We start from the raw sequence: 24,414 nt of genomic DNA, 5'->3' as shown, positions 1-24,414 counted from the left end.
GCGCTGCGCTGCATCGTTAATCGAAGCTTAATGCGAGGCGCCCGCGCTCTTGTCGCCTCCGCAATGGCGCAGCCGCCCAACCACGCCGGTCGGGAAGAAATAGACGCTGGCAATGAAGAGGAGCCCGAGCCAGAGGAGCCAGCGGTCGGGATGGAGCAATCCCGGCAGCAGCGGCAGGCCGGCCTCCGACGCTGCCTTCGAGGCGACGCCCATCAGCGATTGCAGATAGTTCTGGGCGAGGATGAAGATGGTGGCGCCGATGATCGCGCCGTAGATCGTGCCCATGCCGCCGATCACCACCATCAGGAGAATGTCCAGCATGATGGAGAAGCTCAGCGAGGTGTCCGGGCCGGCATAGCGGAGCCATAGCGCGTTCAGGATGCCGGCGCTGGCGGCGACCAGGGCCGCAAGGCAGTTGGCGTAGGTGAGGTGGAAGACGGTGCGGAAGCCGAGCGCCTCGGCGCGAAAACGGTTCTCGCGGATCGCCTGCAGCACGCGGCCGAACGGCGAGTTCACCACGCGCAGCAGCGCTAGGATCATCAGCGCCGAGATGGCGAACACCAGATAGAAGGTGAGGATGCGGCCGTTGATCTCGAAGCCGAACAGGTTTTTGGAGATCAGCACCGTGCCGGGGCGCAATAGCTCGGGCAGCTGGAAGCTGCGCCCGTCCTCGCCGCCGGTGAGCCAGGACAGTTGCGAGGCCAGCACCTGGAAGGCGGAGGCGACGGCGAGCGTGATCATGGCAAAGAAGATCGCGGCGACCCGCAGCGAGAACAGGCCGATGGCCAGCGCCAGCAGCGCGGCGAGCGGCAGGCCGACGACGACGCCGGTGGCGACCGCGGCCCAGTTCGGACCCATGCCATAGAGCGCGATCGCGATGGCGTAACTGCCGATGCCGTAGAACATGGTGTGGGCGAACGACACCGAGCCGGTATAGCCGAGCAGCAGATCGTAGGAGGCGACCAGCGCGGCAAAGACGCAGATCTTGGCGGCGACGTTCAGCGCTTTCGCGCCGGGGAACAGGAACGGCGTTGCCGCCAGCGCCAGGATGATGACGACGAGAACGAGTGTGAGCACGCGGCTCCGCGGCGGATCGCCCGACAGGATCATCATCGGCTGGTCACCGCATAGAGGCCGCGCGGCCGCCACATCAGAATGGCGACCATCAGCAGGATGTTGGAGACGAGAGCGAGTTTCGGCACCAGGAAGCCGCCGTAATTGGCAACCATCGCCACCAGGATCGCGCCGATGAAGCAGCCGCCGATAGAGCCAAGGCCGCCGATGATGACGACGACGAAAATCAGGACGGTGAGCTCGTCGCTCATCGAAGCGTGGACCTGCTCGCGATAGAGCGCCCACATCACGCCGCCGAGGCCGGCGAGCGCCGAGCCCGTCATGAACACGCCGAGGAACAGGCGGCGGATGCGATAGCCGAGCGCTTCGACCATCTCGCGGTTCTCGACGCCGGCGCGGATCAGAAGGCCGAGCTTGGTGCGGTTGAGCACGAGCTGGATCGCGATGAAGACGGCAAGCCCGATCAGCGTCGCGAGCACGCGGTATTTGGCGATCGCGACGTCGCCGAGGATGAAGGAGCCGCGTAGCGAGGTCGGCAGCGGCATCGGGATGATCTGCGGCCCCCACAGCGCATAGAGCGTCTGCTCGGCGACGATCAGGCCGCCCGTCGTCATCAGGATCTGCTTCAGGTGCTGGCCGTACACGGGAAGGATCAGCACGCGCTCGACGACCAGGCCGAGCGCGCCGGAGACCGCCATCGACAGCAGTGCCGCCGGCGCCAGCACCGCGAGGTTCACCCACAGCGAATCCGCCTGCACGGAGGCGGCGAACGGCGCGAACACCAGCGTTGCAATATAGGCGCCGACCGCGATGAAAGCGCCGTGGCCGAAATTCAACACGTCCATCAGGCCGAACACCAGCGTCAACCCCGAGGCCATGATGAAGATCATCATGCCCATGGCGAGACTTGCCGCGGTCAACGTCAGCCAGGTTGAGGGCGAGCCGATCAGCGGAATCACGAGAAGCGCCAGCGCGATCGGCAGCAGGATCGGTGCGATGTCGCGCTTCGGCTTGGGCAGCGGATCGGTGGCGGCGAGGTCAGTCACTGATGTGCCTCCAGGCTCAGGCCGAGCAGCCGCTCTTGCAATGGTACGTCGGAGGCCAAGGCCGCCATCTCGCCGCGGTGGACGATGGTGCCGTTGTCCATCACCAGCACATTGTCGCCGAGCTCGCGGGCGGCAAAGAAATTCTGCTCGACCAGCAGGATCGTCGCGCCCTTGCGCTTGATCTCCTTCAGGCACTCGATCAGCGCCATGACGATGGCGGGCGCCAGCCCCTTGGTCGGCTCGTCGATCAATAGCAGCTTGCGCGGCTCGATGATCGCGCGCGCGATCGACAGCATCTGCTTCTGACCGCCCGAGAGGCTGCCCGCCCGCGACAGCCAGAACCGGCGCAGCGCGGGGAAGAAGCCGAAGATCCATTCCAGCTGCTTGTCGTCCATCGGCGCGTCGCGGGCGGCGAGGACGAGATTCTCCTTCACCGTGAGATCGGCGAACACCGCCATGCTTTCCGGCACATAGCCGACGCCGAGACGCGCAATGTCGGGCGTGGCGCGGCTCTCGATGCGCTCGCCACTGAGGCTGATCTCGCCGGAGGAGGCCTGCCACAGACCCATGATGGTGCGCAGCGTCGTGGTCTTGCCGGCGCCGTTGCGGCCGAGCAGCATCGTGACTTGCCCTTGCGGCACCGTGAGATCGATGCCCTGCAGGATGTGGTAGCGGCCGATATGGGTGTGCACGCCGGAGAGTTTGAGGAGATCGGTCATGCTGCGCCCTCTGACGCTTTCTTGGGTGACACGCCGAGATAGGCTTCCTGCACGATCGGCGAGGCGATCACTTCGGCCGGCGGCCCGTCGGCGACCAGCTGGCCGTTATGCAACACGATGATGCGGTCGGCGAGCGAACGGACCACGTCCATCTTGTGCTCGACGAGCAGGATGATCTTGCTCTTGTCCTGCTTGAGCTGCGCGATCAGGTTCAGCACGACCGGCACCTCGTCGATGCTCATGCCGGCGGTCGGCTTGTCGAACATGAACACTTTCGGCTCGAGCGCGATCATCAGCGCGACCTCGAGCTTGCGCTGGTCGCCATGCGACAGCACCGTCGCGGCGACGCCGCGGCGATTGCCGAGCGCGACCTGGTCGAGAATGGCATCGGCGCGCGCGATCAGGTCGCGGCGGACCATCCAGGGCCGCAGCATGTCGTAATGGGTGCCGGAGGCGGCCTGCACTGCGAGGCGGACGTTCTCTTCGACCGTCAGGTTCGGGAAGAGATTGGTGAGCTGGAACGCGCGCCCGAGACCCGCGCGGGTCCGCAGCGGCGCGGAGTGGCCCGTGATGTCGGTGCCGTCGAACAGGATGTGGCCAGCGGAGGCGCGGAGCTGGCCCGAGATCAGGTTGAAATAGGTGGTCTTGCCGGCGCCGTTCGGCCCGACGATCGCGGTGAGCTCGCCGGGGCGGAACGTGCAGGTGACGTTGTTGACTGCGACATGGCCGCCGAAGCGGATGGTGAGATCGCGGGTCTCGAGGGTCAGCGTCATTCTTGCAAGCCGGGTTGGGTCTCTCGGTTCACCTCTCCCCGGAGGGGAGAGGTCGATTTGCGCAGCAAATCGGGTGAGGGGGCTCAGGTCCCACGAGAGGACGAAACCCCTCACCCGCGCCTTCGGCGCGACCTCTCCCTATGGGAGAGGTGGCAACTCAGCGCTTGTTCTTGACCGGAACGTCCATGTCCTCGATCTTCAGCTCGCGCACCGGCTCGAGCACGGCCCAGGCCACGTTCGGATCGACCTTGACCTTGAAGTGATACATGCTCTGCAGCGCCTGATGGTCTTCTTTCCGGAACACCATCTTGCCCTTCGGCGTGTCGAACTCCAGGCCTTCCATCGCCGTGATCAGCTTCTCGGTATCGGTCGACTTCGCCTTGGTGACGGCGGCGACGACGGACATCGCAGCCGCAAAGCCGCCCGCGGTGAAGAAGTCCGGCGGCGCGTTGAAGCGCTTCTGGTGCTCGGCGACGAGCCAGTCGTTCACCGGGTTCTTCGGGATGTCGTAGTAGTAATAGGTCGCGCCTTCCATGCCCGGCATGCCCTTATAGGCCGCGAGCGCCGGCAGGATGTTGCCGCCGGTCGAGAGCTCGATGCCGTAACGCTTCGGGTCCATGTCCTGAAGCTTGGACGGCGGGTTGCCGGCGCCGGCCCAGATCATCCAGATGATCTTGCGGCCCGGCTTGTCCTTCAGCGCGTCGAACAGGCGTTGTCCGATGGCGGTGAAGTCGGTCGTGTTGGCGGGGGCATATTCCTCGGCCGCGAGTGTCGCGCCGGTCTTGGCCAGCGCATCCCGGAAAGCGGCGACGCCGTCGCGGCCGAAGGCGTTGTCCTGCGCCAGCGTCGCGACGGTGACGCCCTGCTTGCCGATCGCGACCGCGTTGGAGATCGCGTCCTGCGACGAGTTGCGCGCCGTGCGGAAGATGTAGCGATTCCACTTCTCGCCGGTAATCTGGTCCGCGACCGCGGGCTCGACGATCAGAATCTTCTTGTTCTCCTCGGCGACGGGGAGAATGGCGAGCGCCGCCGCCGACGAGGTCGTGCCGATCGCGATGTCGGCCTTGTCGTCCTGATAGGCTTCCGCGAGCGCGGCCTTCGACAGGTCCGGCTTGCCCTGGTCGTCCTTGGTGACGATGACGATCTTGCGACCGTCGAGCATCATGGTGCCTTTGGTGGCGTATTCAAAGCCCATCTGCAGGCCGGTTTCGGTTTGCTTGGCATAGGCTTCCAGCGGACCGGTCTTGCCGTAGATCAGCGCGACCTTGAGGTCATCGGCACGCGCGGAGCTGCTCGCGGCCAAGCCCATGATGGCTGCTGTGAGAATGAGCGATCGACGCACGGTGGGTCCTCCCTGAATGAACTGCCTTGGTCACAGCGATTTGCACACATGTGCAGACATTGCAATTCCACCTTCCGCCGGAGCTTGCATGAGGTGCATGTGACAGTCTGTTGACGTGCGCGTGGTGCAGACGCGGCGCGCGCGAAGTCGCGATGCCGCGTTTTGCATCAGCCCATGCGTTTCCTCTCGCAGGCCCAGAGCAAGCCCCGCGCCAGACGCGGAGCTTTGTGCGCGAGCGGCTGAAAATGCGGCATAAACGCCGGCGAGGCCGCAGGCGAGAGCCGGAGTCGGGATGTCAGGAGTCCGAGACTCCAGACATCTCCCGTCTCGAAACTCAGACGGGCGGCGATCCCGAGGCCAGTCCGAACTTGGCGAGCTTCTTGTAGAATGTCGCGCGCGAGATCCGCAGCATGCGCGCGGCCTCCGTGATCTGCCCGTTGCTGGCGGCGAGCGCGTGTTCGAGCGTCTGCTTCTCGAACTCCGCCTCGGCTTCGGCATAGGGCACGACCGAGCCGGTCATGCGCTGCGCCGGTGCGGGGTGTGCGTCGGCGCTGACCGGCAGGATGTGCGCGAAATCGTCGCCGGTCAGGCGCCCGGAATCGCTCAGGATGAGTGCGCGTTCCAGGATGTTGCGGAGCTCGCGGACGTTGCCCGGCCAGTCGTAGCGCGCGAGCGCCGACAATCCGCTCGGCGTGATCCTCGCATTGACGAAGTCGCCGGAGGCGCCGATGTCCTCGATCAGGCGCGCGCAGATCTCAGGCAGATCGTCGAGGCATTTGCGAAGCGGCGGCAGGTCGATCGAGAGCACGTTGAGGCGGTAATACAGATCGGCGCGGAACGCGCCATCGCTGACGCGCTTGCGTAGATCGACATTGGTCGCGGCAATGACGCGCACATCCACCTTGGTGATCTTGTCCGAGCCGAGCGGCTCGATCTCGCGCTCCTGCAACACGCGCAGCAGCTTCGCCTGCAATTGCAGCGGCATCTCGCCGATCTCGTCGAGGAACAGCGTGCCGCCGTCGGCGATGCGGAATTTGCCCTCGCGCCCCCTGCGATCGGCGCCGGTATAGGCGCCGGGCGCGGTGCCGAAGAACTCGGACTCGATCAAGGTCTCCGGGATCGCCGCGACGTTGACGCTCACGAACGGCTTGTCGGCGCGCGAGGACGCGTTGTGAATGGCCTGCGCCAACAGTTCCTTGCCGGTGCCGGTCTCGCCGGTGAGCAGCACGGTCACGCTTTGCCGTGCCGCGCGTTTTGCGAATTCCTTGGCCTGCGCGATTGCCGGCGTGGTGCCGACGAAATCCGCCAATGTGAAGCGCGCCGCGCGGGCGTTGGACAGTTGACGCCGCGCCAGCCTCAGATCGGCCTCGAGCTGGGTGACGCGCGCGAGCAGCGGCTTCAGGCTTTCGATGTGGTCATAGAGCACGAAGCCGATCGCGCCGATGACATTGCGCTCCTCGTCCTCGATCGGCATGCGCGTCACCACGAGCTGCTCGCCGCCGAGCTCCATGATGTCGAGCAGGATCGGCTCGCCGCTCTCGGCGACGTTCCGCATCAGGCTGTTCGGGATGATCTCCTCGATCGGTCGGCCGATCGCCTCCGCGGTCTGCTTGAGGCCGAGCGAGGCCAAGTACTTCTCATTGACGTAGATGACCCGTCCGCTGCGATCGATCGCGATCGCGCCCTCGCACAGATGCTCCAGCCGCTCGAACAGCGTCACCATCGCCCGCGCGCGGACATAGGCGGGATCGCTGGCGTCGGAGGAGGTAGGTGACATGGCGTGCCTCGGGGAGGTCCGCCTGATTACTACCAAAAGTGCAGCAATTTCAAAGGGGAATCGGTGTGACGGGGTTAACGCTGATGCCACACACAGAGCGCGCTTACCGCCGATACCCGCTTGCCCGCGAATAGCCCTGGCGGTTGTGCTGCATCGGGCGGGCGGAGACGCTGCCGCGGGACTCGCTCGAGGCAGGCGTGGCGAGCTTGAGTTCCTCGAGGAAGATCGGCCGGGCGAAATAATAGCCCTGCGCGTAGCGGATCTTGGTCGCGGCCTGGAGATAGGCGAGTTCCTCGTAGGATTCGAGGCCCTCGGCGATGACGGTCATGCCGAGCGCTTCGCTCAAGGACTCGATCGCGCGCAAAATGCCCTGGCTGCGCGGGCGCTTATGGATGTCGGTGATGAAGGAGCGGTCGATCTTGATCTCGTCGGCGGTGATATCGGCCAGTGCCGACAGCGACGAATAGCCGGTGCCGAAATCGTCGATCGAGATGCCGACGCCGAGCTTGCGGAACATCGGCAGGATTTCGTTCTGGAAATGATTCCCGGCGACGAAGGCCTCTTCGGTCACCTCGATCATGAAGCGCTGGGGAAAGCCGGTATCTTCGAGCGCTTGGGCGAAAGTCCGCATGAACTCGGGATTGCCGGCCTGCTTGGCGGCGACGTTGATGCTGATGGTCGCTTCCGCGCCAAAGGTGTCGTTGATCAGGTCGATCGACTTGACGATCTCGGCCAGCACGAGATGGGTCAATTCGTCGATCAGCCCGAGCTCGCTCGCCAGATTGATGAACGAGCCCGGCGCCTGGATCACGCCCTCGTCGTCGCGCAGGCGCACCAGCGCCTCGATGCCCTTCACGGCTTGCGTGCGGATGTCGACCTTGGACTGGAAAGCGCAGCAGAAGCGCTTTTCGAGAATGGCGAGCCGCAGCGACTGTTCGATCTTCATTCGCGCCAGGGCTTCGCGCTCCATGCCGGCGTCGAAGAACGCGGCCATTCCCTTGCCGTCGTTCTTGATGCGGTACATCGCGATGTCGGCGTTCTGGCGCAGTGTCTCGAAGCTGCGGCCGTGGTCGGGATAGAGGCTGATGCCGACCGAGGTGGAGGCGAAGAGTTCCGAATTGTCGATGAAGAACGGCGCGGTCAGCCGCTCCAGCGTCGATTGCATGAATTCGGCGACTTCCTCCTGGCTCTGGATCGGGGAGAGCAGCAACAGGAATTCATCACCGGAGATGCGCGACAACATGTCGGAATCGCGCAGGTCGCGGCCGAGCCGCTTCGAGAGCTCGACCAGCAGCGCGTCGCCGACGGCGTGGCCGTAATAGTCGTTGATGTGCTTGAAATTGTCGACGTCGAGGAAGGCCAGCGCAAAGCGTTCGCCGCTGCCATTGCGCGCCAGCAGGCCGTTGGCGCGATGCTCGATCACGCGCCGCGAGGGCAGGCCGGTCAGCTCGTCGAAATAGGCCGAGCGAAACAGCTGGTCCTCGAAATTCTTCTGTTCGGTGATGTCGGCGGAGGCCGAGATCAAGAGCTCGCGCCCGGCGAACTGGATCGGTCGATGGGTGGTCAGCAGCACCTGCCGTGCGGCGCCGTCCTGCAGCGCTTCTTCGGAGGTGACCGGCTGTCCGGCCCTCAGCGCGCGCTCGCAGGCCTCGCGGCGCTGTGCGAGATCGGGTGACGGACGGCTCCCGTCCATTCCGAGCTGGGCGGCCGCGACATCGTTAACCAGGAGAAGTTTGCCTTGCGCGTCCTGCACGGTCAGGCCGGCAGGCAGCATTCTAACGATTTCCTTGAGGAATCCGAGTTCGGCTTCACTCGCGCCGTTATATGCATTGTCGTTCATAGAATTCATGAATCTTGTTGTTTCAGCGCGCCTTTGCAATGCACGCGATCATGCGCAGTTCCCTCTTAGGTTTGGTTAAGGGGTCCGCAGAAATACGGGGGTGTTTTGGAAGAAACTTGTGGCGTTGCGAGCTGCGCCGCCGATCGTCATTAACAGAAGGTCAACAGCGCCTGCGAAAGCGCGAGCGAAGAGTGCGGTCTCTTTCGTTTGCGGCGAAGCTAACGGCATCATGTTGATCGATTGAATCGATGTGAGCTCCGGGGTCAGTCCACCTCTCTCCGCTGGGGAGAGGTGATCTCATTCGCTCTTGGGAATGCGACATTGCATCGTGCAATGCAGCCCGGTCTTCAGATACGAGACCTCGGTCTTGCCGTCGAAGGCTGACAGCGCCGACTTCAGCAGCTTGGTGCCGAAACCGGGCTCCGAGATCTTGTCGATGCTCGGTCCTTCGGTTTCGTCCCACGTGATGTTCAGGCGATCGTCGCTGACGGTCCATGACACCTGCAGCAATCCGCGAGGCGAGGAGAACGCGCCGTATTTGCCGGCATTGGTGGCAAGTTCGTGAAACATCAGTGACAGCGTCACCGCGAGTTTCGGCGGCAGGAACAGCCGGTCGCCGTTGAGCGTGAAGCGAACGTGGCCATAAGGGCCGAGCTCGGAGATCAGGAGATCGCGGATGTCGCAGCCGGCCTTATCGATCCGCGAGATCAGGTCGTCGGTCGCGGCCAGCGAGCGCAGCCGCGGATCGATCCGGGCCCAGACCTGCGGCTGGTCATGCAGCACCTGGTGCAGCACGGCGTGCACGGTCGACAGCTTGTTCTTCAGCCGGTGCTGGAGCTCGTCGACCAGGACCTTGCGATAGTCTTCTTCCTCGATCAGGCGCTTGGAGATCCGGCGCTGCTCCGCCAGCATCGTACGATAATGTTCGACGCCCCAGATGGTGAGCGCAGAGACGCCCCAATAAAGTGTCAGCAGGGCGAACCGCGCGCGATCGGCAAAGGCATCGCCGAAATTCACGACGACACCGAGCACGCCGCCGACCAGCGCCGTCACCACGCCGATCCGCAAGCCGCCAAAGGCCGCTGCAAAGAACACGGCGGGGAAATAGGGCGTGAAGAAGACGTCGGGCCGCACATGCGAGAGCCCCCAGCGCGCCACGGTCGCGACCAGTACGCAGGCCACCGCAAACGCAATGCTCAGGCCGAGCGATGGCGGTGCCTCGCCCTTCCAGCCCTTGCGGAATTCGTCGATCAGCTTCCCCATGCGCAGCCCGGTTGCGAAAGACGTCCGAAAATCGACAGACGGGCCATGATGTTACGCATCTCGCATGCGCAAGCAAAGCTTGCCTTGTCGGGAGCCGGCAGGAATAGTGATTGTTGCGGCGCCGATTGTCGTGGAGACGTCATCGATCGGTGCCCGCCATTTGGCTTCAAATCATTCGAAAACAGGGACATTCCATGGGCAGGCTTGACGGCAAGGTTGCGGTGATCACGGGTGCAACGAGCGGGATTGGATTGCGTACCGCGGGAGTCTTCGTTGCCGAAGGTGCCAAAATTGTGATCGCGGGCCGCCGTATACCGGAAGGCGAGGCGCTGGCGAAGCAACTCGGCGCTTCCTGTGTCTTCCGCCAGACGGATGTGACCGTCGAGGCGCAGATGCAGGCGCTGATCGCGCTCGCGGTCGAAAAATTCGGCCGGATCGACTGCCTGTTCAACAATGCCGGCGGCCCGGCGCAGACCGGCGGCATCGAGGGCCTCGAGGTCGAGCGCTTCGACGCGGCGATGGCCACGCTGGTGCGCAGCGTCATGCTCGGCATGAAGCACGCCGCGCCCCACATGAAGAAGCAGGGGTCCGGCAGCATCATCAACAATGGCAGCATCGCCGGCCGTCTCGCCGGCTATTCGTCCTCGCTGGTTTACGGAGCGGCCAAAGCTGCGGTGATTCATCTGACCAAATGCGTCGCGATGGAGCTCGGCGAATCCAACGTGCGCGTCAACTCGATCTCGCCCGGCGCGATCGCGACGGGGATCTTCGGCAAGGCGCTGGGGCTCTCGACCGATGCTGCCGAGCAGACGCCTGCCATGTTGCGCGACGTCTACAAGACCGCGCAGCCGATCCCGCGCGCCGGCCTGCCCGACGACATCGCCCATGCCGCGGTGTTCCTGGCCAGCGACGAATCCAGCTTCGTCAACGGCCATGATCTCGTTGTCGACGGAGCTGTTACCGGCGGCCGCAACTGGACCCAGCAGCAGCAAGGCCTGTCGGCCCTGCGCAAGGCGTTCGACGGGGGCGCGTAGAAGCTACAGCGACGGTGCCGTAGGGTGGGCAAAGGCGCGCTCTTCGCGCGCCGTGCCCACGACTTCCTATCCGCAAGACATCGTGGGCACGGCGCTCCGCGCCTTTGCCCACCCTACGAGTTCTGCGATCGCCGGATACAAGGGTCTCGTGCCCCGGACGCGGCGCAGCGCTTCTTCAGCGGTGCGCTGCAGAGCCTGGGCCCATCTCACCAGGAGTAATGCGCCGCAAGATTCTGGGTCCCGGCTCGCGCTTCGCGCGTCCGGGACACGAGAACTCAAACCGCCCGCATCCTGACCTTCAACCCATCCTTCGGCTTCGGGATCGGCCACATCTGCCAGTCCGGCTTGTAGCCGGGCTCCAGCGACACCTCGATGTTCTGCAGGAAGTGCCGGGCGAAACATTTCGCCTGCATGTAGGCGAAGTGCAGGCCGAGGCACATATGCGCGCCGCCGCCGAACGGCACCCAGGCGAAGCGGTGACGATTGCGCTGGGCTTCCTCGGTGAAGCGCAAGGGATCGAACCGATCCGGCTCCGGCCAGATGTCCTTCATGTGGTGCGTGAAGAGCGGATTGACGCCGACGGCCGTGCCTGCGGGGATCGTATAGCCCTTGAAGGTGACATCGCGCATCGCGCGGCGCGGCATCGAGGGCACCGGCGGCTTGATCCGCAGCGCTTCCTTGAAGGCCATCTCCGTCAGCGGCATCTTTTCGAGATCGTCGAAGCTGCTCGGCGCGCCAGGAGCGAGCCCGAGCGCGAGAACCTCCGCGCGCAGCTTGCTCTGCCAGTCCGGATTGGCGGCGAGCTCGCCGATGAAGGACGTCAGCGATGAGGTCAGCGTGTCGTGCGCCGCCATCATCAGGAAGCTCATGTGGTCGATGATGTCCTGCTCGGAGAGCAGTGCGCCGTCCTCATGGGTGGCGCGGCAGAGATGCGAGAACAGATCATCGCCGCCGTGATTGCCGCGACGCAGCGGGATCTGCTCGCGGAAATAGGCGATGATGCGCTTGCGCCCGTTGACGCCGCGCGCCATCTGGGTGCCGGGCAGGGGGCGGCGGATCGGCGCGACGGCGGCCGCGACCATGTCGACGAAGGCGCGGTTGATCTCGTCGACCTCCGGCCCGATATCGGCGCCGAGAAAGGACGCGGCCGCGAGATCGAGCGTGAGCTGCTTCATCGCCGGATAAAGCTGCATCTCGCCGGGCCTGGCCTTCCATTGCGCGACGCGTGCCGAAATGCCGCGGTCGAGATCGCTGAGATAGGACTTCATCGGCCCCGACTTGAACGCGACCGACAGCGCCTTGCGGTGCAGCCTGTGCTCGTCGAAGTCGAGCAGCATCAATCCGCGCGGAAACAGCAACCCAAGCACGTTGTTCCAGCCGTGGGTCGACGAGAACAGCTTCTGCTGGTCGAACAGCACGAGCTCGTTCGCTTCGGGTCCGAGCAGCACGATGTTGGTTTCGCCGAAAATATGGGTGCGATAGACAAGCCCGTATTTGGCGCCGTTGCGCTCGATATGCCCCTTCGGGTCCGCGAGCACCTGAAACGTCTTGCCGATGATCGGCCAGCCTTCGTCGCCCGGGATATGCGTCAGCTGATTCCGCTTGGGCGCGGTGTAGGCGAGCTCAGGCGAGGCCACATTCTGCATCGACATGACGAATGCTCCGGTTGGCTGACCGACAGGAATCGCGCGACCGCGGCAACAATACGGCCTGCGCCAAGCCGATCATCGGCAGCATAGCACAGGCCGGGATATCCTGCTTGTGAACGTCGTTACATGCGTAGCGCAGGAGCCTAGCGCTTGGCTGCTTCCTTCTGCAAATCCGGGGCGTTGACGGCGGGAATCGCGACCCGGCCTGGACCGGTGACCTTCAACGCCTCGGCCGCTTTCTCATTCTGCATGATCTTGGCCATCACGGCCTGACCGGCGCGCTCGAAAATCGCGCGGTTCTCGATCACGAATTTTTGCGACTTGCGCAGGCCATCGATGTAGCCGTTGATCTCCGGCACGACGTAGCGCGCGACCATGTCCCAGCTTCGGCGCGTCGCTTCCGGATTGGCCCAGTCGTGCACGAAGCCGATGATGGCGCCGACGCCGCCGGACACGTCCATCACGTTCTTGATGGTTTTGACGAGATCGTCAGGCGTGCCAATGGTCGAGGCCGCGCCCTCGACGAAGGCGGTCTTGTCCACGGCCTCGTCGGGCGAGGCGAACGCCTCGAGGCCCGGCCGCTGCAGCGTGCCGACATTATATTCGTTGTGCCAGCGCATCAGCCCGGCGCCGGCCTCCTTGCGCGCCTGCTCGCGGCTCTCGGCGATGTGGAAAGTCAGCAGCACGCGCCAGTCGGCGCGGCTGACCGTGGTGCCGTGCTTCTTGGCGGCATCCTCCGCGAACTGCCATTGCTGCTGCAGCGACATCAGGCCCTGCGTCGTCATCGAGCCCAGCGAGATGATGCCGATGCCGTATTTGCCGGCGAGCGTCATGCCCGAAGGCGAGATCTGCGAGGCCACCACGAACGGCATCTCTTCCTGCAGCGGCAGCAGCTGGAGCGCGGCGTCGTTCATGGTGAACCAGTCGGTCTTGGCGGTGACGCGCTCGCCGTTGAACAGCCTGCGGATCACGGCGATCGCCTCGTCCTGCCGGTCGCGTTGCGTCATCGGATCGATGCCGAGCGTGTGCGCGTCGGAGGCCAGCGCGCCCGGGCCGGAGCCGAAGATGGCGCGGCCGCCGGTCATGTGGTCGAGCTGCACCATGCGCTGGGCGACATTGAACGGATGGTGATAGGGCAGCGACACCACGCCGGTACCGAGCTTGATGCGTTTGGTGCGTTCGCCGGCCGCGGCCAGGAACATCTCGGGCGAGGCGATCATCTCCCAGCCGGAGGAGTGATGCTCGCCGCACCAGAACTCGTCATAGCCGAGGGCGTCCAGCTGCTCGACCAGGTCGAGATCGCGCCGGAACTGGAGCATCGGATGCTCCCCGATCGGGTGATGCGGGGCAAGAAAGGCTCCAAACTTCAGGCGCGCCATGGCGTTCTCTCCGGCTGATATTTTCTGTTTTTAGGTAGACAGAGGCTACGTGCCCGATGCCGCGAACGCAATCGCGCGATGTCCCGCGCAGCGGAATGCAGCTATGTGCTGACGCTGTCTCTTCTCCCTCTCCCCGTTCTTACGGGGAGAGGGTTGGGGTGAGGGGCTTCTCTCCACGCGTGAGATAGTCGTGAGACCTGTACCCCCTCACCCGGAATTCAAACTGCGTTTGAATTCCGACCTCTCCCCGCAAGCGGGGCGAGGTAAGAACTACCGCGTCATCCTGTTCCACGCATCGAGGCCGGCGATCTTGTACGCTTCCGCCAGCGTCGGATAGTTGAACGTGTTCTGGATGAAATAGTCGATCGTGCCTTTGAGGTTCAGCACGGCCTGGCCGATATGGATCAGCTCGGTGGCGCCTTCGCCCAGGATGTGCACGCCGAGCAGGCGGCGGGTCTTGGTCGAGAAGATCATCTTCATCATGCCGCTGTTCAGCCCCATGATGTGGCCGCGCGAGGTCTCGCGGAAGCGCGCGATGCCGACCTCGTAGGGAATGCCGCGCGTGCGCACCTCTTCTTCGGTGAGGCCCGCGGTCGAGATCTCCGGCACGGAATAAATGCCGTAGGGAAAGAATTCCGGCGGCGCCAGCGGCTCCATGCCGAGCGCGTGGCAGGCGGCGACGCGGCCCTGCTCCATCGAGGTGGAGGCGAGGCTCGGAAATCCGATCACGTCGCCGGCCGCGTAGATGTGCGGCACGCTGGTCTGCAGCGTCACGGGATCGACCGAGATGCGGCCGCGATGGTCGACGACGATGCCGGCGGCTTCGAGATTGAGCCGGTCGGTGGCGCCGACGCGGCCGGCCGCGAACAGCAGCATTTCGGTGGTGACGTGTCGCCCGTCGGATAGGTTGGTGACGATGCCTTGCGCCGTCTTCTCGATCGACGTCACCTTGGAGCCCAGCCGCAGCGCGACATTGCGGTCGCGCAGCTCGTGCATGAACTCGTCGATCAATTCCTTGTCGATGAAGTCGAGGAAGGTCGGCCGCGGCTCGATCAGTGTCACGGGCACGTCGAGCGCGCTGAAGATGGTGGCGTATTCGACGCCGATCACGCCGGCACCGATGACGGCGAGGCTGCGCGGCAGCTTCGGCAGTTCGATGATCTCGTCGCTGTCGAGCACGGTCGCGCCGTCGAACGGCACGTAGTCCGGCCGGAACGGGCGGGTGCCGCAGGCGATCAGGATGAAGGCGGCGGATACCACCTTGGTTTCGCCGATCGCGCTCGTGATCTCGACCTCGTGCGGCGAGACCAGGCGCGCCTCGCCATTGGCGGTGCGGACCAGGTTGCGGCTGAACTGATGTTCGAGCACCTCGACCTCGTGGTCGAGGGTCTTTTGCAGCCGCGTCATCAGATCGCTCGCCGCGATGTCCTGCTTCACCCGGTAGGAGCGGCCGTAGAAGCCGCGCTCGCGCCAGCCGGAGAGATTGAGCACGGTCTCGCGCAGCGTCTTGGACGGGATCGTGCCGGTATGGACGGAGACGCCGCCGACCCGCCGGCCCTTCTCCACCACCAGCACGGCCTTGCCGAGCTTGGCGCATTGCACCGCGGCCCGGCGCCCCGACGGGCCCGAGCCGATCACCACCATGTCGTAGTCGTACATCGGACGTGCTTCCAAAGGATCTGCGTTCAAAACCCAGCAAAATCAGCGGGAACCGACATGCAGCAATCGGGCCACAGCGGCAAGTCCTACCTCCGAGGTAATCGCGCCGATGACGCCGATCTGCGAGTCTTGCGCGCAAATAAATCGCGGAAGGCGCGCGCGAAAATGCATCAAACCGTCACAAAGCCCGTCGATTCGACTCGTCGCTGGTGGGTGCTGGCGATCGTCGTCGCCGCGCAGTTCATGTTCGGCGTCGACGCCTTCATCGTGAATGTCGCCATTCCCACCATCGCGGTCGACCTGCACGCGACGCCGGCACAGATCGAGTCCGTTATCGCGATATATCTGATTGCTTATGCGACGCTGGTGGTGACCGGCGGCCGCCTCGGCGACATCCACGGCACCAGGAACGTGTTTCTCGCCGGCGTGCTCGGCTTCACGGCGACCTCGCTGTGGTGCGGGCTGGCGCAATCGGGCGCGGAGCTGATCCTCGCCCGACTGGCGCAAGGCGCGACCGCTGCGCTGATGGTGCCGCAGGTGCTGGCGACGCTGCATCTGCTCTTCACCGACGAATCGCGCAATCGCGCCTTCGGCGTCTACGGCATCGTGCTCGGGCTCGCGGGCGCTGCGGGCTTTCTGCTCGGCGGATTGTTGGTCACGATCGACCTCGCGCACACCGGCTGGCGCGCGGTGTTCTTCGTCAACGTGCCCTGCGGGCTCGTCATCGCTGTCGCGGCATGGCGGATCATGCCGACTGTGCCGCGCCGGGCCGGCACCAGGCTCGACATCAGGGGCAGCCTCGTGCTGTTCGCGGGGCTGTTGTGCCTGATCGGCCCGCTGCTGTTCTGTCACGATCTCGGCTGGGCGCCGTGGCTGTGGGTGGCGATGGCGATCGGCGGGGTGATCCTCGCAGCATTCCCAAGGCTCGAGCACACGGTCGCCCGCGCGGGCGGCATGCCGCTGATCGATCTGACGCTGCTGGCGGATACCGCTTTCCTGCGCGGGCTCGGCGCCGCTTTCTTCTTCTTCGTCGCCAATCTCTCGTTCTATCTGGTGATGACGCTGTTCATGCAGCGCGGCCTGAAGATTGTGCCGCTCGCCGCCGGCCTCGCCTTCGTTCCGCTCGCACTCGCCTTCGTCGTGGCGTCGCGCCACAGCGGCGCGCGCGCGAAGCATCGCGGCACCAAGGTGTTGATCGAGGGCTGCGCGTTGCAGATCGCGGGCCTTGCCGCGCTCGCGCTTCTCGCAGACTTGATCGAGGCGCCACCGCCGCTCGCGTTCGCGCTCGTCATGCTCATCTTCGGCTATGGCCAGGGCCTGGTGATGGCGCCGCTCTCGGGCGCCGTGCTGTCGACCGTCAAACCTGTCGCGGCAGGCTCGGCGTCCGGCATGTACGGCACCATTGCGCAGATCGGAAATGCGGCCGGAGTGGCCGCAATCGGCGCGGTGTTCTTCGCAATCGAATCGTTGCAATCAGCGCGCGCAGGTTTTCTCGCCTCGCTCGCGCTGTTTGCGGCGTTAATCATGATCTGCGCCGCATTCCTGACGTGGATGCGCCGCGCATCTGCACGAAGTTGAGGCACTGCGGTTAATACGTGCGGAAATCTGCGGGTTTTTGCGCGATTCGCGCGGGGCCGAAAGCACACGGTCTTTTCATTTTGCACTGCAGCAACTATCTGGTCTGGGTAAACGTTGAAAGCCGCCCACCAGGAATTTGCCGTGTCGCTAGCCCGTAATGTCGACCTCTTGAGACATCTGCCAAGGATGGATGGTCTGCGCTTGCCCGATTTTGGCGTGAGCACCGACGCGTCCAGCCCGCTGCAGGAAGTCACGGACTTCGGTGACAATCCCGGCGCCTTGCGCATGTTCGCGTTCGTGCCGGCGCAATTGCAGAAGCCGCGCGCGCTCGTCGTCGTGCTGCACGGCTGCGGCCAGACGGCAGCGGCTTACGATCTCGGCGCAGGCTGGTCGACGCTCGCGCGCCACTACGGCTTTGCGCTGGTGATGCCCGAGCAGCAGCGCGTCAACAACGGCAACACCTGCTTCAACTGGTTCAATCCGGAAGACACCGCGCGCGAAAGCGGCGAGGCGCGTTCGATCCGCGAGATGATCGCGCATATGGTCGGGGCGCACCGGATCGATCCCCGGCGCATCTTCATCACCGGTCTCTCCGCCGGCGGCGGCATGGCCTCGGTGATGCTCGCGACCTATCCGGAAGTGTTCGCGGCCGGCGCGATCATCGCGGGCCTTCCTTACGGCATCGCGTCGAATCTGCGCGAAGCGCTGGACGGCATGTTCCATTCCCCAGCGCGGCCCGAGCGCGAGCTCGGCGATTTCGTGCGGCGGGCGTCCCATCATCGCGGGCCCTGGCCGAAGGTGTCGGTGTGGCACGGCAGCGCCGATCGCACCGTCAATCCCGGCAATGCCAACGAGATCGTCAAGCAGTGGCTCGATCTGCACGATCTGCCGATGGCGCCGATGGCCGAGACCAATGTCGACGGCTATCCGCGCCAGGCATGGTGGAACAAGGACGGCGAGACGCTGGTCGAATTCTACGCCATCACCGGGATGGCGCACGGCACGCCGCTGGGCCTTGCCGACAACGATCAGCGCTACGGCGTCGAAGGCGCGTTCCTGATCGAGGCCGGCATTTCCTCGTCCTATCACATCGCAAAGTTCTTCGGTCTCACCGGCTGGGTTCAGGACGCGAAGAAGGCCGACGCCAAGTTGGCGCGTTCGCCCGCGCCACATCTTGCCCGCACCATCCGTGCGAAGGTCGCTGACGAACAGGCCGAGCCGAAGCGCGAGCAATCCCGGGGTTTCGATCTCGGCCAGATCATCACGCGCGCGCTGTCGGCTGCGGGATTGATGAAGTAGGTCAGGCCGTCGCGTCGATCATCTCGATCGGCGTCGCCGTCACCTCGCCGCCGGCCGCCACCTTCCGCGTCATTTCCGCATAGGCCTTGAAGAAGTCGCGCGACTGCAGCGTCTTCTGCGCGGCCTCATCAGTGACGCTGGCGAGATGGAAGTAATGGCCGTCGTCGCGGTTCTTCAGGACGCGGTAGCCGATCCGCCCTTTCAGCTCCGGATCGTTGTCGATCGCCTTGATGAAGCGGCCGATCTCCTGGTGCCAGGCCTCCGTCGTGCCGTTCTTGAATTCGTACTTGATCATGAAGTGCTTCATGTGACGCTCCCTGTTCGCTGTGCACCATCATCTGCGGCTTGTGAGCCATCCTGCAAGTACGGACAAAATTGATAGTATGGACTTTTTCGCCGTTGCTCCTATCCTTCCTGCCGTAGCGTTTTCAAGCGAAGTGGATCCCGGTTCGCGTCAAGAAAACGCGTCAGAACAAAAAGGGGAGGAGACGACATGGCAAAAGCTCCCGTGCGCGCCTGTCCGGTCGCAGCCTTTCAAAAGATGATCAGCGGCAAGTACAAGCTGCGCATCGTCTGGGATCTCAAGGACGGCCCGCGCCGCTATGGCGAGATCCGCAGCGGCTTGCTGCGCGGCACGTCAGGCAGCGCGGAGATCACCCCGCGCGTGCTCAGCCGCGAGCTCAAAGCCCTGACCGCGAGCGGACTGATCGACCGCAAGGATTTTGGCGAGGTGCCGCCGAAGGTCGAGTATCGCCTGACCCGCAAGGGCAAGAGCTTTGTGCCAGTGGTCGCCGCGATCCGCGAGTGGGGCGAGCGCAATCTCGGCGAGACCGCGGCGCTCGCAGACGCCGCGGAATAAAACTCACATCTCGCCGGTGATGAACGGATTGGTCATCCGCTCCTGGCCGATGCTCGAACCGGCGCCGTGGCCGCAGATGAAGCCGACATCGTCGCCGAGCGGCAGCAGCTTCGTCATGATCGAGTTGATCAGCGTGGCGTGACTGCCGCCGGGCAGATCGGTGCGCCCGACCGAGCCCGCGAACAAGACGTCGCCGACATGGGCAAAGCGCAGATCCTTGTTGAAGAACACCACGCTGCCCGGCGAGTGGCCGGGGCAATGCAGGATGTCGAATTTCAACGCGCCGATCGAGACGGTGTCGCCCTCGTCGAGCCAGCGGTCCGGCTCGAAATTGCGCCCGCCCGTCATGCCGAAGCGCGCGCCGCTCTCGACGACGCTGTCGAGCAGGTATTTGTCCGCGACATGCGGACCCTCGATCGGCACCTTCAGCGCATCGCGCAATTCGGCCGCGCCGCCGACATGGTCGATGTGGCCGTGGGTCAGCCAGATCTTCTCGACGGTGACACCGGTCTGCTTGATCGCCTCGAGGATCTTCGGCACGTCGCCGCCGGGGTCGATCACCACGGCCTTCTTGCCGGGCTCGTCCCAGATGATGGTGCAATTCTGCTCGAACGGCGTCACGGGGACGATGATCGCGCCGGCCTTGGCCTGTTGGGTGTCGCTTTGCTCGGTCATGGCGCCACAATGCCGATTTTTGCTGCGCCGCCAAGCAAAATAGTCGTGGTCCGCCGGCGGAACAGCCGCCCCCGCCGTCACACGGCCGTCCCAATTCGGCTGCTGGTTTGAACCGGGACGTTGCTTCCGCGTTCTCTCGCGCGAGGCACAGATTTCCGGGTGGGGTTTCCGAGATGGCTCAGGGCAGCGAGAACTGGTGGCGCGACGGCATCTTCTATCAGATCTATCCGCGCTCCTTTCAGGACAGTGACGGCGACGGCGTTGGCGATCTCGCCGGCATTTTGCGGCGTCTTGCTTACGTGAAATCGCTCGGCGTCGACGCGATCTGGCTGTCGCCGGTCTTCCCGTCGCCGATGGCCGATTTCGGCTATGACATCTCCGACTATACCGGCATCGATCCGCTGTTCGGCACGATGGCCGATTTCGATGCGCTGCTCGCGGCCGCGCATGACCATGGTCTGAAGCTGATCCTCGACCTCGTGCCGAACCACACCTCCGACCAGCATTCATGGTTCATCGAGAGCCGCGCCTCGCGCGATAATCCCAAGCGCGACTGGTACATCTGGCGCGATCCGGCCCCCGATGGCGGCGTCCCGAACAACTGGCTGTCCGAGTTCGGCGGCAGCGCATGGCAGGTCGACGCCGCGACCGGCCAATACTACTACCACGCCTTCCTCGCGCAGCAGCCCGACCTGAACTGGCGCAATCCGGAGGTGCGCGCCGCGATCTACGACGTGATGCGGTTCTGGCTGGAGAAGGGCGTCGACGGCTTTCGCGTCGACGTGATCTGGCACCTGATCAAGGATGCCGAGTTCCGCGACAATCCGCCCAACCCGCATTATGTCGAGGGGCGGCCGCCGAACGAAAGAATCCTCACCCAATATTCCACCGACCAGCCGGAGGTGTTCGATGTCATCGCCGAGATGCGGCGCGTCACCGATGCCTTTGGCGCGCGCGTGCTGATCGGCGAGGTCTATCTGCCGCTGCATCGTCTGATGGCCTATTACGGCAACGATCTCACCGGCGCGCAGATGCCGTTCAATTTCGCGCTGCTCTCGACCTTCTGGAGTGCGCGCTCGATCGAAAAGATCATCGATGACTACGAGAAGGCGCTGCCCAGGGGCGCGTGGCCGAACTGGGTGCTCGGCAATCACGATCGCCCGCGCGTCGCCAGCCGCGTCGGGCCGGAGCAGGCCCGTGTCGCCGCGATGCTGCTGCTGACCTTGCGCGGTACGCCCACGCTCTATTACGGCGACGAGATCGGCATGCATCAGCTCGCGATCGCGCCCGAGGATGTGCAGGACCCGTTCGAGAAAAACGTGCCCGGCATCGGGGTGGGGCGCGACGGCTGCCGCACGCCGATGCAATGGGATTCGTCCGATTTCTCCGGCTTCTCGGAAGCGAGGCCGTGGCTGCCGCTGCCGGAGGATCACATCCACGAAAACGTCGTCAACCTCGAGGCCGACACGCGCTCGATCCTGAGCCTGTACAAGCGCCTGATTGAGTTGCGGAAGAATTCACCCGCGCTGGTCGCCGGCGACTATCATCCGATCGCCGCGCAAGGCGATCTGCTGGTCTATCGCCGCGAGGCCGAGGACAGGACGCTCATCATCGTGCTCAATCTCGGCCCCGAGCCGATCGCGGTCACCACCAGCGCGATCCGTTTCGGCAGCGAGATCCTGCTGTCGACGTTCCTGGATCGCGAGGGCGAGCGGCTGGAGGGCGTGCTGGATTTGCGGGGCAATGAGGGTGTGATCATCGAGCCGCCGGCCTGAACGGAAGGGTAAGGCGTTAGCGTCGTTCTCCAGTGTCGTCCCGGCCTAGTGCGCAATTGCGCACGGGGGGCCGGGACCCATACCGCGTGATCCATCTGTCGCGATTGGTCGGAGTACCGAACGACGAGTCTTCGCCAAATGTCGCCCAGTGGTTATGGGTCCCGGCCTTCGCCGGGACGACGACGGTGTGTGCGGCTAACGTGTGCGCCCCTTCCTCACCGTCGTCGCGTCGACATCGCTCCGCTTCAGCAAATAATCCAGCCCGCCGACGCGGTACCAGCGATAGCCATAGGGCTCCAGCACAATGCGGTGCTGGCCGCGCTTGTCGGCGTGGCTGTGGTCTTCCGCGAGCAGGTTGATCAGGTGCTCGCCGGCATCGCCGGGCAGGCCGGCCGAGAATGCCGTCTCGCGCGGCTTCTCGTCGAGGTTATGCACGAACAGCACCGAATTGCTGCGCCAGTCATAGCGGATGATGAACACGGCCGGATCGCGGGTCGGGATGATCGCAAAGTCGCCCCAGCCGATTTCGGGCACCTCCTTGCGCATGCGGACGATGCGCTCGGTCCAGTTCAGCATCGAATTCGGATCGCGCCGCTGTCTGGCGACGTTGACGTGCTCGTAGCCGTAAGGCCCCGTGTCGATGACGGGATTGGCCGGCTTGCTGTTCTTGGTGAAGCCGCCATTGGGTTCGGTCGACCATTGCATCGGCGTGCGCGCGCAGTTGCGTTCGGGCAGCGAGAGATCGTCGCCCATCGCGATCTCGTCGCCGTAGCGGATCACGGGCGTCCCCGGCAGCGTGCACATCAGGCTGTAGGCAAGCTCGAGCCGCCTGCGATCGCCGCCGAGCATCGGCGCAAGCCTGCGGCGGATGCCGCGATCGTAGAGCTGCATGTCCTTGTCGGGACCAAATGCGTTGAACACGGTCTCGCGCTGTGCCTTGGTCAGGCGTCCGAGATCGAGCTCGTCGTGATTGCGCAGGAACAGGCCCCATTGCGCCGAAGCCGGCCGTGGCTTTGTCGCTTTCAACGCCTTGGCCAGAGGTCGTGAGTCGCCGGAAGCCAGCGCATAGAACAGATGCTGGTTGACGTGGAAGTTGAACATCATGTGCATGCGGTCTGCGTCGCGGCCGAAATACTCCATGTCCGTTTCCGGCAGCACATTGGCTTCGGCCAGGATGATCGCGTCACCCTCCCGCCATTGCAGGAATTCGCGGAAGCTGCGCAGCATGTCGTACTGCTCGACCGGCCTCGTCACCTTGGCGCCCTTGGTCGAGATCACGAACGGCACGGCGTCCATGCGGAAGCCGGAGACGCCGAGCTGGATCCAGAAGCCCATGATCTTCAAAATCTCCGCCTGCACATGCGGGTTCGACGTGTTGAGATCGGGCTGGAAATCGTAGAAGCGGTGGAAGAACCAGGCGCCGGCGTGCTTGTCGCGCGTCCAGGTCGATTTCTGCACGCCGGGAAACACCATGCCCTTGTTGGCGTTGGCCGGCTTCTTGTCGGACCACACATACCAGTCGCGATAGGGCGAGTTCCTGTCGCGGCGCGCTTCCTTGAACCAGTGATGCTGGTCGGAGGTGTGGTTGACGACGAGGTCGATGATGACGCGGATGCCGCGCTGCTTGCAGCCATGGGTGAACGCGACGAAATCGCCGAGCGTGCCGTAGCGGGAATCGACGCTGTAATAATCGGCGATGTCGTAGCCGTCATCGCGGCCCGGCGAGGTCTGGAACGGCATCAGCCAGATCGTGGTGATGCCGAGACCGTGCAGATAATCAAGCCGGCGCAACAGTCCCTTGAAATCGCCGACACCGTCGCCATCGGCGTCCATATAGGTGCCGACGGAGAGGCAATAGATGATGGCGTTCTTGTACCAGAGATCGTCGATCATGCGCGCGCGGCCTCGGTGGTTCCGCCGAGGAGCGGCGGCTGCGTGATAAGTGATTTGAGCTGGCGTGGTTCCCGCGTTCTAGGTGTCGTCCTGGACAAGCGAAGCGCAGATCCAGGACCCATTACCCCAGGGAGGAGTTTGGCGAAGGCTCGTGGTTGGCTGCCCACGCGACAACGACCGCTTGGGGTAATGGGTCCTGGCTTTCGCCAGGACGACGAAGACGGAATCGGCTACTCTCTCCCCCATGGACAGCCCCGCCCGCATCGCCCTCGTGCCGCCGCCGGACCGTCGTCAGTCCGAGACGGCGCTCGCGATCGCGCGCGGCACGGCGCGGCTGTTACGCTCGCTCGGCTTTTCCTGCATCAGCGAAATGCCGCTGCCGTCGGGGCGACGCGCTGATCTCGTCGCGCTGAATGAGCGCGGTGAGATCTGGATCGTCGAGATCAAATCATCGGTGGAGGATCTGCGCGCCGATCAGAAATGGCACGAATACCGCGCCCATTGCGACCGGCTGTTCTTCGCCTTCACGCAGGATCTGCCCTGCGAGATTTTCCCCGAGGGCACCGGCCTGATCATCGCGGACGCCTATGGCGCGCACATGCAGTGCGAGGCGCCCGAGCACAAGATCGCAGCCGCCACGCGCAAGCAGATGATGGTGCGCTTCGGCATGGCGGCGGCGTTGCGGATCAACCGCCTGGTCGATCCGCAGGGGCACGCCGATTTTTGGGAGTAGGTGCACCGCAAACGCAGGTGCCGTAGGGTGGGCAAAGCGATAGCGTG

Annotated in this window: 20 protein-coding genes; 6 read left to right on the top strand and 14 right to left on the bottom strand. The window is 64.4% G+C overall.

The window, feature by feature from the left end; all coding sequences use genetic code 11:
- Positions 1-27: 27 nt before the first annotated feature.
- From QA645_RS43160 to QA645_RS43125, 8 genes are all read right to left on the bottom strand, one after another.
- On the bottom strand, positions 28-1,113 hold the full coding sequence (locus QA645_RS43160; protein ID WP_283047286.1) for a branched-chain amino acid ABC transporter permease: 1,086 nt from the start codon (positions 1,111-1,113) through the stop codon (positions 28-30).
- Positions 1,110-2,120: a branched-chain amino acid ABC transporter permease gene (locus tag QA645_RS43155; RefSeq protein WP_254196097.1), complete on the bottom strand. Its 1,011-nt coding sequence runs from the start codon at positions 2,118-2,120 to the stop codon at positions 1,110-1,112. Before QA645_RS43155 ends, QA645_RS43160 begins: the two co-directional genes overlap by 4 nt.
- On the bottom strand, positions 2,117-2,839 hold the full coding sequence (locus QA645_RS43150) for an ABC transporter ATP-binding protein (RefSeq protein ID WP_283047284.1): 723 nt from the start codon (positions 2,837-2,839) through the stop codon (positions 2,117-2,119). Before QA645_RS43150 ends, QA645_RS43155 begins: the two co-directional genes overlap by 4 nt.
- Positions 2,836-3,612, bottom strand: a complete 777-nt coding sequence (locus QA645_RS43145) for an ABC transporter ATP-binding protein (RefSeq protein WP_283047282.1) — start codon at positions 3,610-3,612, stop codon at positions 2,836-2,838. The genes QA645_RS43150 and QA645_RS43145 overlap by 4 nt, the downstream gene beginning before the upstream one ends.
- 157 nt (positions 3,613-3,769) lie before the next feature.
- A complete protein-coding gene (locus QA645_RS43140; protein WP_283047280.1) occupies positions 3,770-4,954 on the bottom strand; it encodes a substrate-binding domain-containing protein in 1,185 nt (394 codons plus the stop codon).
- 334 nt (positions 4,955-5,288) lie between these two features.
- Positions 5,289-6,731, bottom strand: a complete 1,443-nt coding sequence (locus QA645_RS43135; RefSeq protein ID WP_283047278.1) for a sigma 54-interacting transcriptional regulator — start codon at positions 6,729-6,731, stop codon at positions 5,289-5,291.
- A 103-nt stretch (positions 6,732-6,834) separates the two neighbouring features.
- A complete protein-coding gene (locus QA645_RS43130) occupies positions 6,835-8,571 on the bottom strand; it encodes an EAL domain-containing protein (RefSeq protein WP_283047276.1) in 1,737 nt (578 codons plus the stop codon).
- Between the two features lie 297 nt (positions 8,572-8,868).
- Positions 8,869-9,834, bottom strand: coding sequence for a sensor histidine kinase (locus QA645_RS43125; RefSeq protein WP_254135136.1), 966 nt, complete (start codon positions 9,832-9,834; stop codon positions 8,869-8,871).
- A gap of 194 nt (positions 9,835-10,028) precedes the next feature.
- Here QA645_RS43125 and QA645_RS43120 point away from each other — a divergent pair, with 194 nt between their 5' ends.
- Positions 10,029-10,868, top strand: a complete 840-nt coding sequence (locus tag QA645_RS43120; RefSeq protein ID WP_283047274.1) for a glucose 1-dehydrogenase — start codon at positions 10,029-10,031, stop codon at positions 10,866-10,868.
- A 275-nt stretch (positions 10,869-11,143) separates the two neighbouring features.
- Here the strand turns inward: QA645_RS43120 and QA645_RS43115 are convergent, their stop codons facing one another.
- The 3 genes from QA645_RS43115 to sthA form a co-directional block, all read right to left on the bottom strand.
- Positions 11,144-12,520 (bottom strand): cytochrome P450, encoded by a 1,377-nt coding sequence (locus QA645_RS43115; RefSeq protein WP_283047273.1) that lies wholly within the window; start codon positions 12,518-12,520, stop codon positions 11,144-11,146.
- A gap of 140 nt (positions 12,521-12,660) precedes the next feature.
- On the bottom strand, positions 12,661-13,896 hold the full coding sequence (locus tag QA645_RS43110) for an LLM class flavin-dependent oxidoreductase (RefSeq protein ID WP_283047272.1): 1,236 nt from the start codon (positions 13,894-13,896) through the stop codon (positions 12,661-12,663).
- 270 nt (positions 13,897-14,166) lie between these two features.
- On the bottom strand, positions 14,167-15,555 hold the full coding sequence (gene sthA / locus QA645_RS43105) for a Si-specific NAD(P)(+) transhydrogenase (RefSeq protein ID WP_283047270.1): 1,389 nt from the start codon (positions 15,553-15,555) through the stop codon (positions 14,167-14,169).
- 165 nt (positions 15,556-15,720) lie between these two features.
- On the opposite strand from sthA, the gene QA645_RS43100 reads away from it, so the two are divergent.
- Positions 15,721-17,133 (top strand): MFS transporter, encoded by a 1,413-nt coding sequence (locus tag QA645_RS43100; protein ID WP_283047268.1) that lies wholly within the window; start codon positions 15,721-15,723, stop codon positions 17,131-17,133.
- A 141-nt stretch (positions 17,134-17,274) separates the two neighbouring features.
- Entirely contained in the window at positions 17,275-18,432 is a 1,158-nt protein-coding gene (locus QA645_RS43095) for a PHB depolymerase family esterase (protein ID WP_283047267.1), read from the top strand.
- A gap of 1 nt (position 18,433) precedes the next feature.
- On the opposite strand, the gene QA645_RS43090 is transcribed toward QA645_RS43095, so the two are convergent.
- Complete coding sequence (locus QA645_RS43090) at positions 18,434-18,739, bottom strand: hypothetical protein (protein WP_254196086.1); 306 nt, start codon at positions 18,737-18,739, stop codon at positions 18,434-18,436.
- A 186-nt stretch (positions 18,740-18,925) separates the two neighbouring features.
- Between QA645_RS43090 and QA645_RS43085 the strand changes: the two genes are divergently transcribed.
- Entirely contained in the window at positions 18,926-19,291 is a 366-nt protein-coding gene (locus QA645_RS43085) for a helix-turn-helix domain-containing protein (RefSeq protein ID WP_283047265.1), read from the top strand.
- Between the two features lie 3 nt (positions 19,292-19,294).
- Here QA645_RS43085 and QA645_RS43080 read toward each other — a convergent pair whose 3' ends face one another.
- Entirely contained in the window at positions 19,295-19,966 is a 672-nt protein-coding gene (locus QA645_RS43080) for an MBL fold metallo-hydrolase (RefSeq protein ID WP_283047263.1), read from the bottom strand.
- Positions 19,967-20,139: 173 nt separating this feature from the next.
- On the opposite strand from QA645_RS43080, the gene QA645_RS43075 reads away from it, so the two are divergent.
- Positions 20,140-21,741, top strand: coding sequence for an alpha-amylase family glycosyl hydrolase (locus tag QA645_RS43075; protein ID WP_283047262.1), 1,602 nt, complete (start codon positions 20,140-20,142; stop codon positions 21,739-21,741).
- 195 nt (positions 21,742-21,936) lie between these two features.
- Here QA645_RS43075 and QA645_RS43070 read toward each other — a convergent pair whose 3' ends face one another.
- Positions 21,937-23,634, bottom strand: coding sequence for an alpha-amylase family protein (locus QA645_RS43070; protein WP_283047260.1), 1,698 nt, complete (start codon positions 23,632-23,634; stop codon positions 21,937-21,939).
- A gap of 244 nt (positions 23,635-23,878) precedes the next feature.
- On the opposite strand from QA645_RS43070, the gene QA645_RS43065 reads away from it, so the two are divergent.
- Entirely contained in the window at positions 23,879-24,367 is a 489-nt protein-coding gene (locus QA645_RS43065) for an MmcB family DNA repair protein (protein WP_283047258.1), read from the top strand.
- Positions 24,368-24,414 lie beyond the last annotated feature (47 nt).

The organism is Bradyrhizobium sp. CIAT3101, assembly GCF_029714945.1.
Lineage (GTDB): Bacteria > Pseudomonadota > Alphaproteobacteria > Rhizobiales > Xanthobacteraceae > Bradyrhizobium.
Note: the sequence above shows the minus strand (reverse complement) of the source record. Positions and strands in the feature narration are given on the sequence as shown.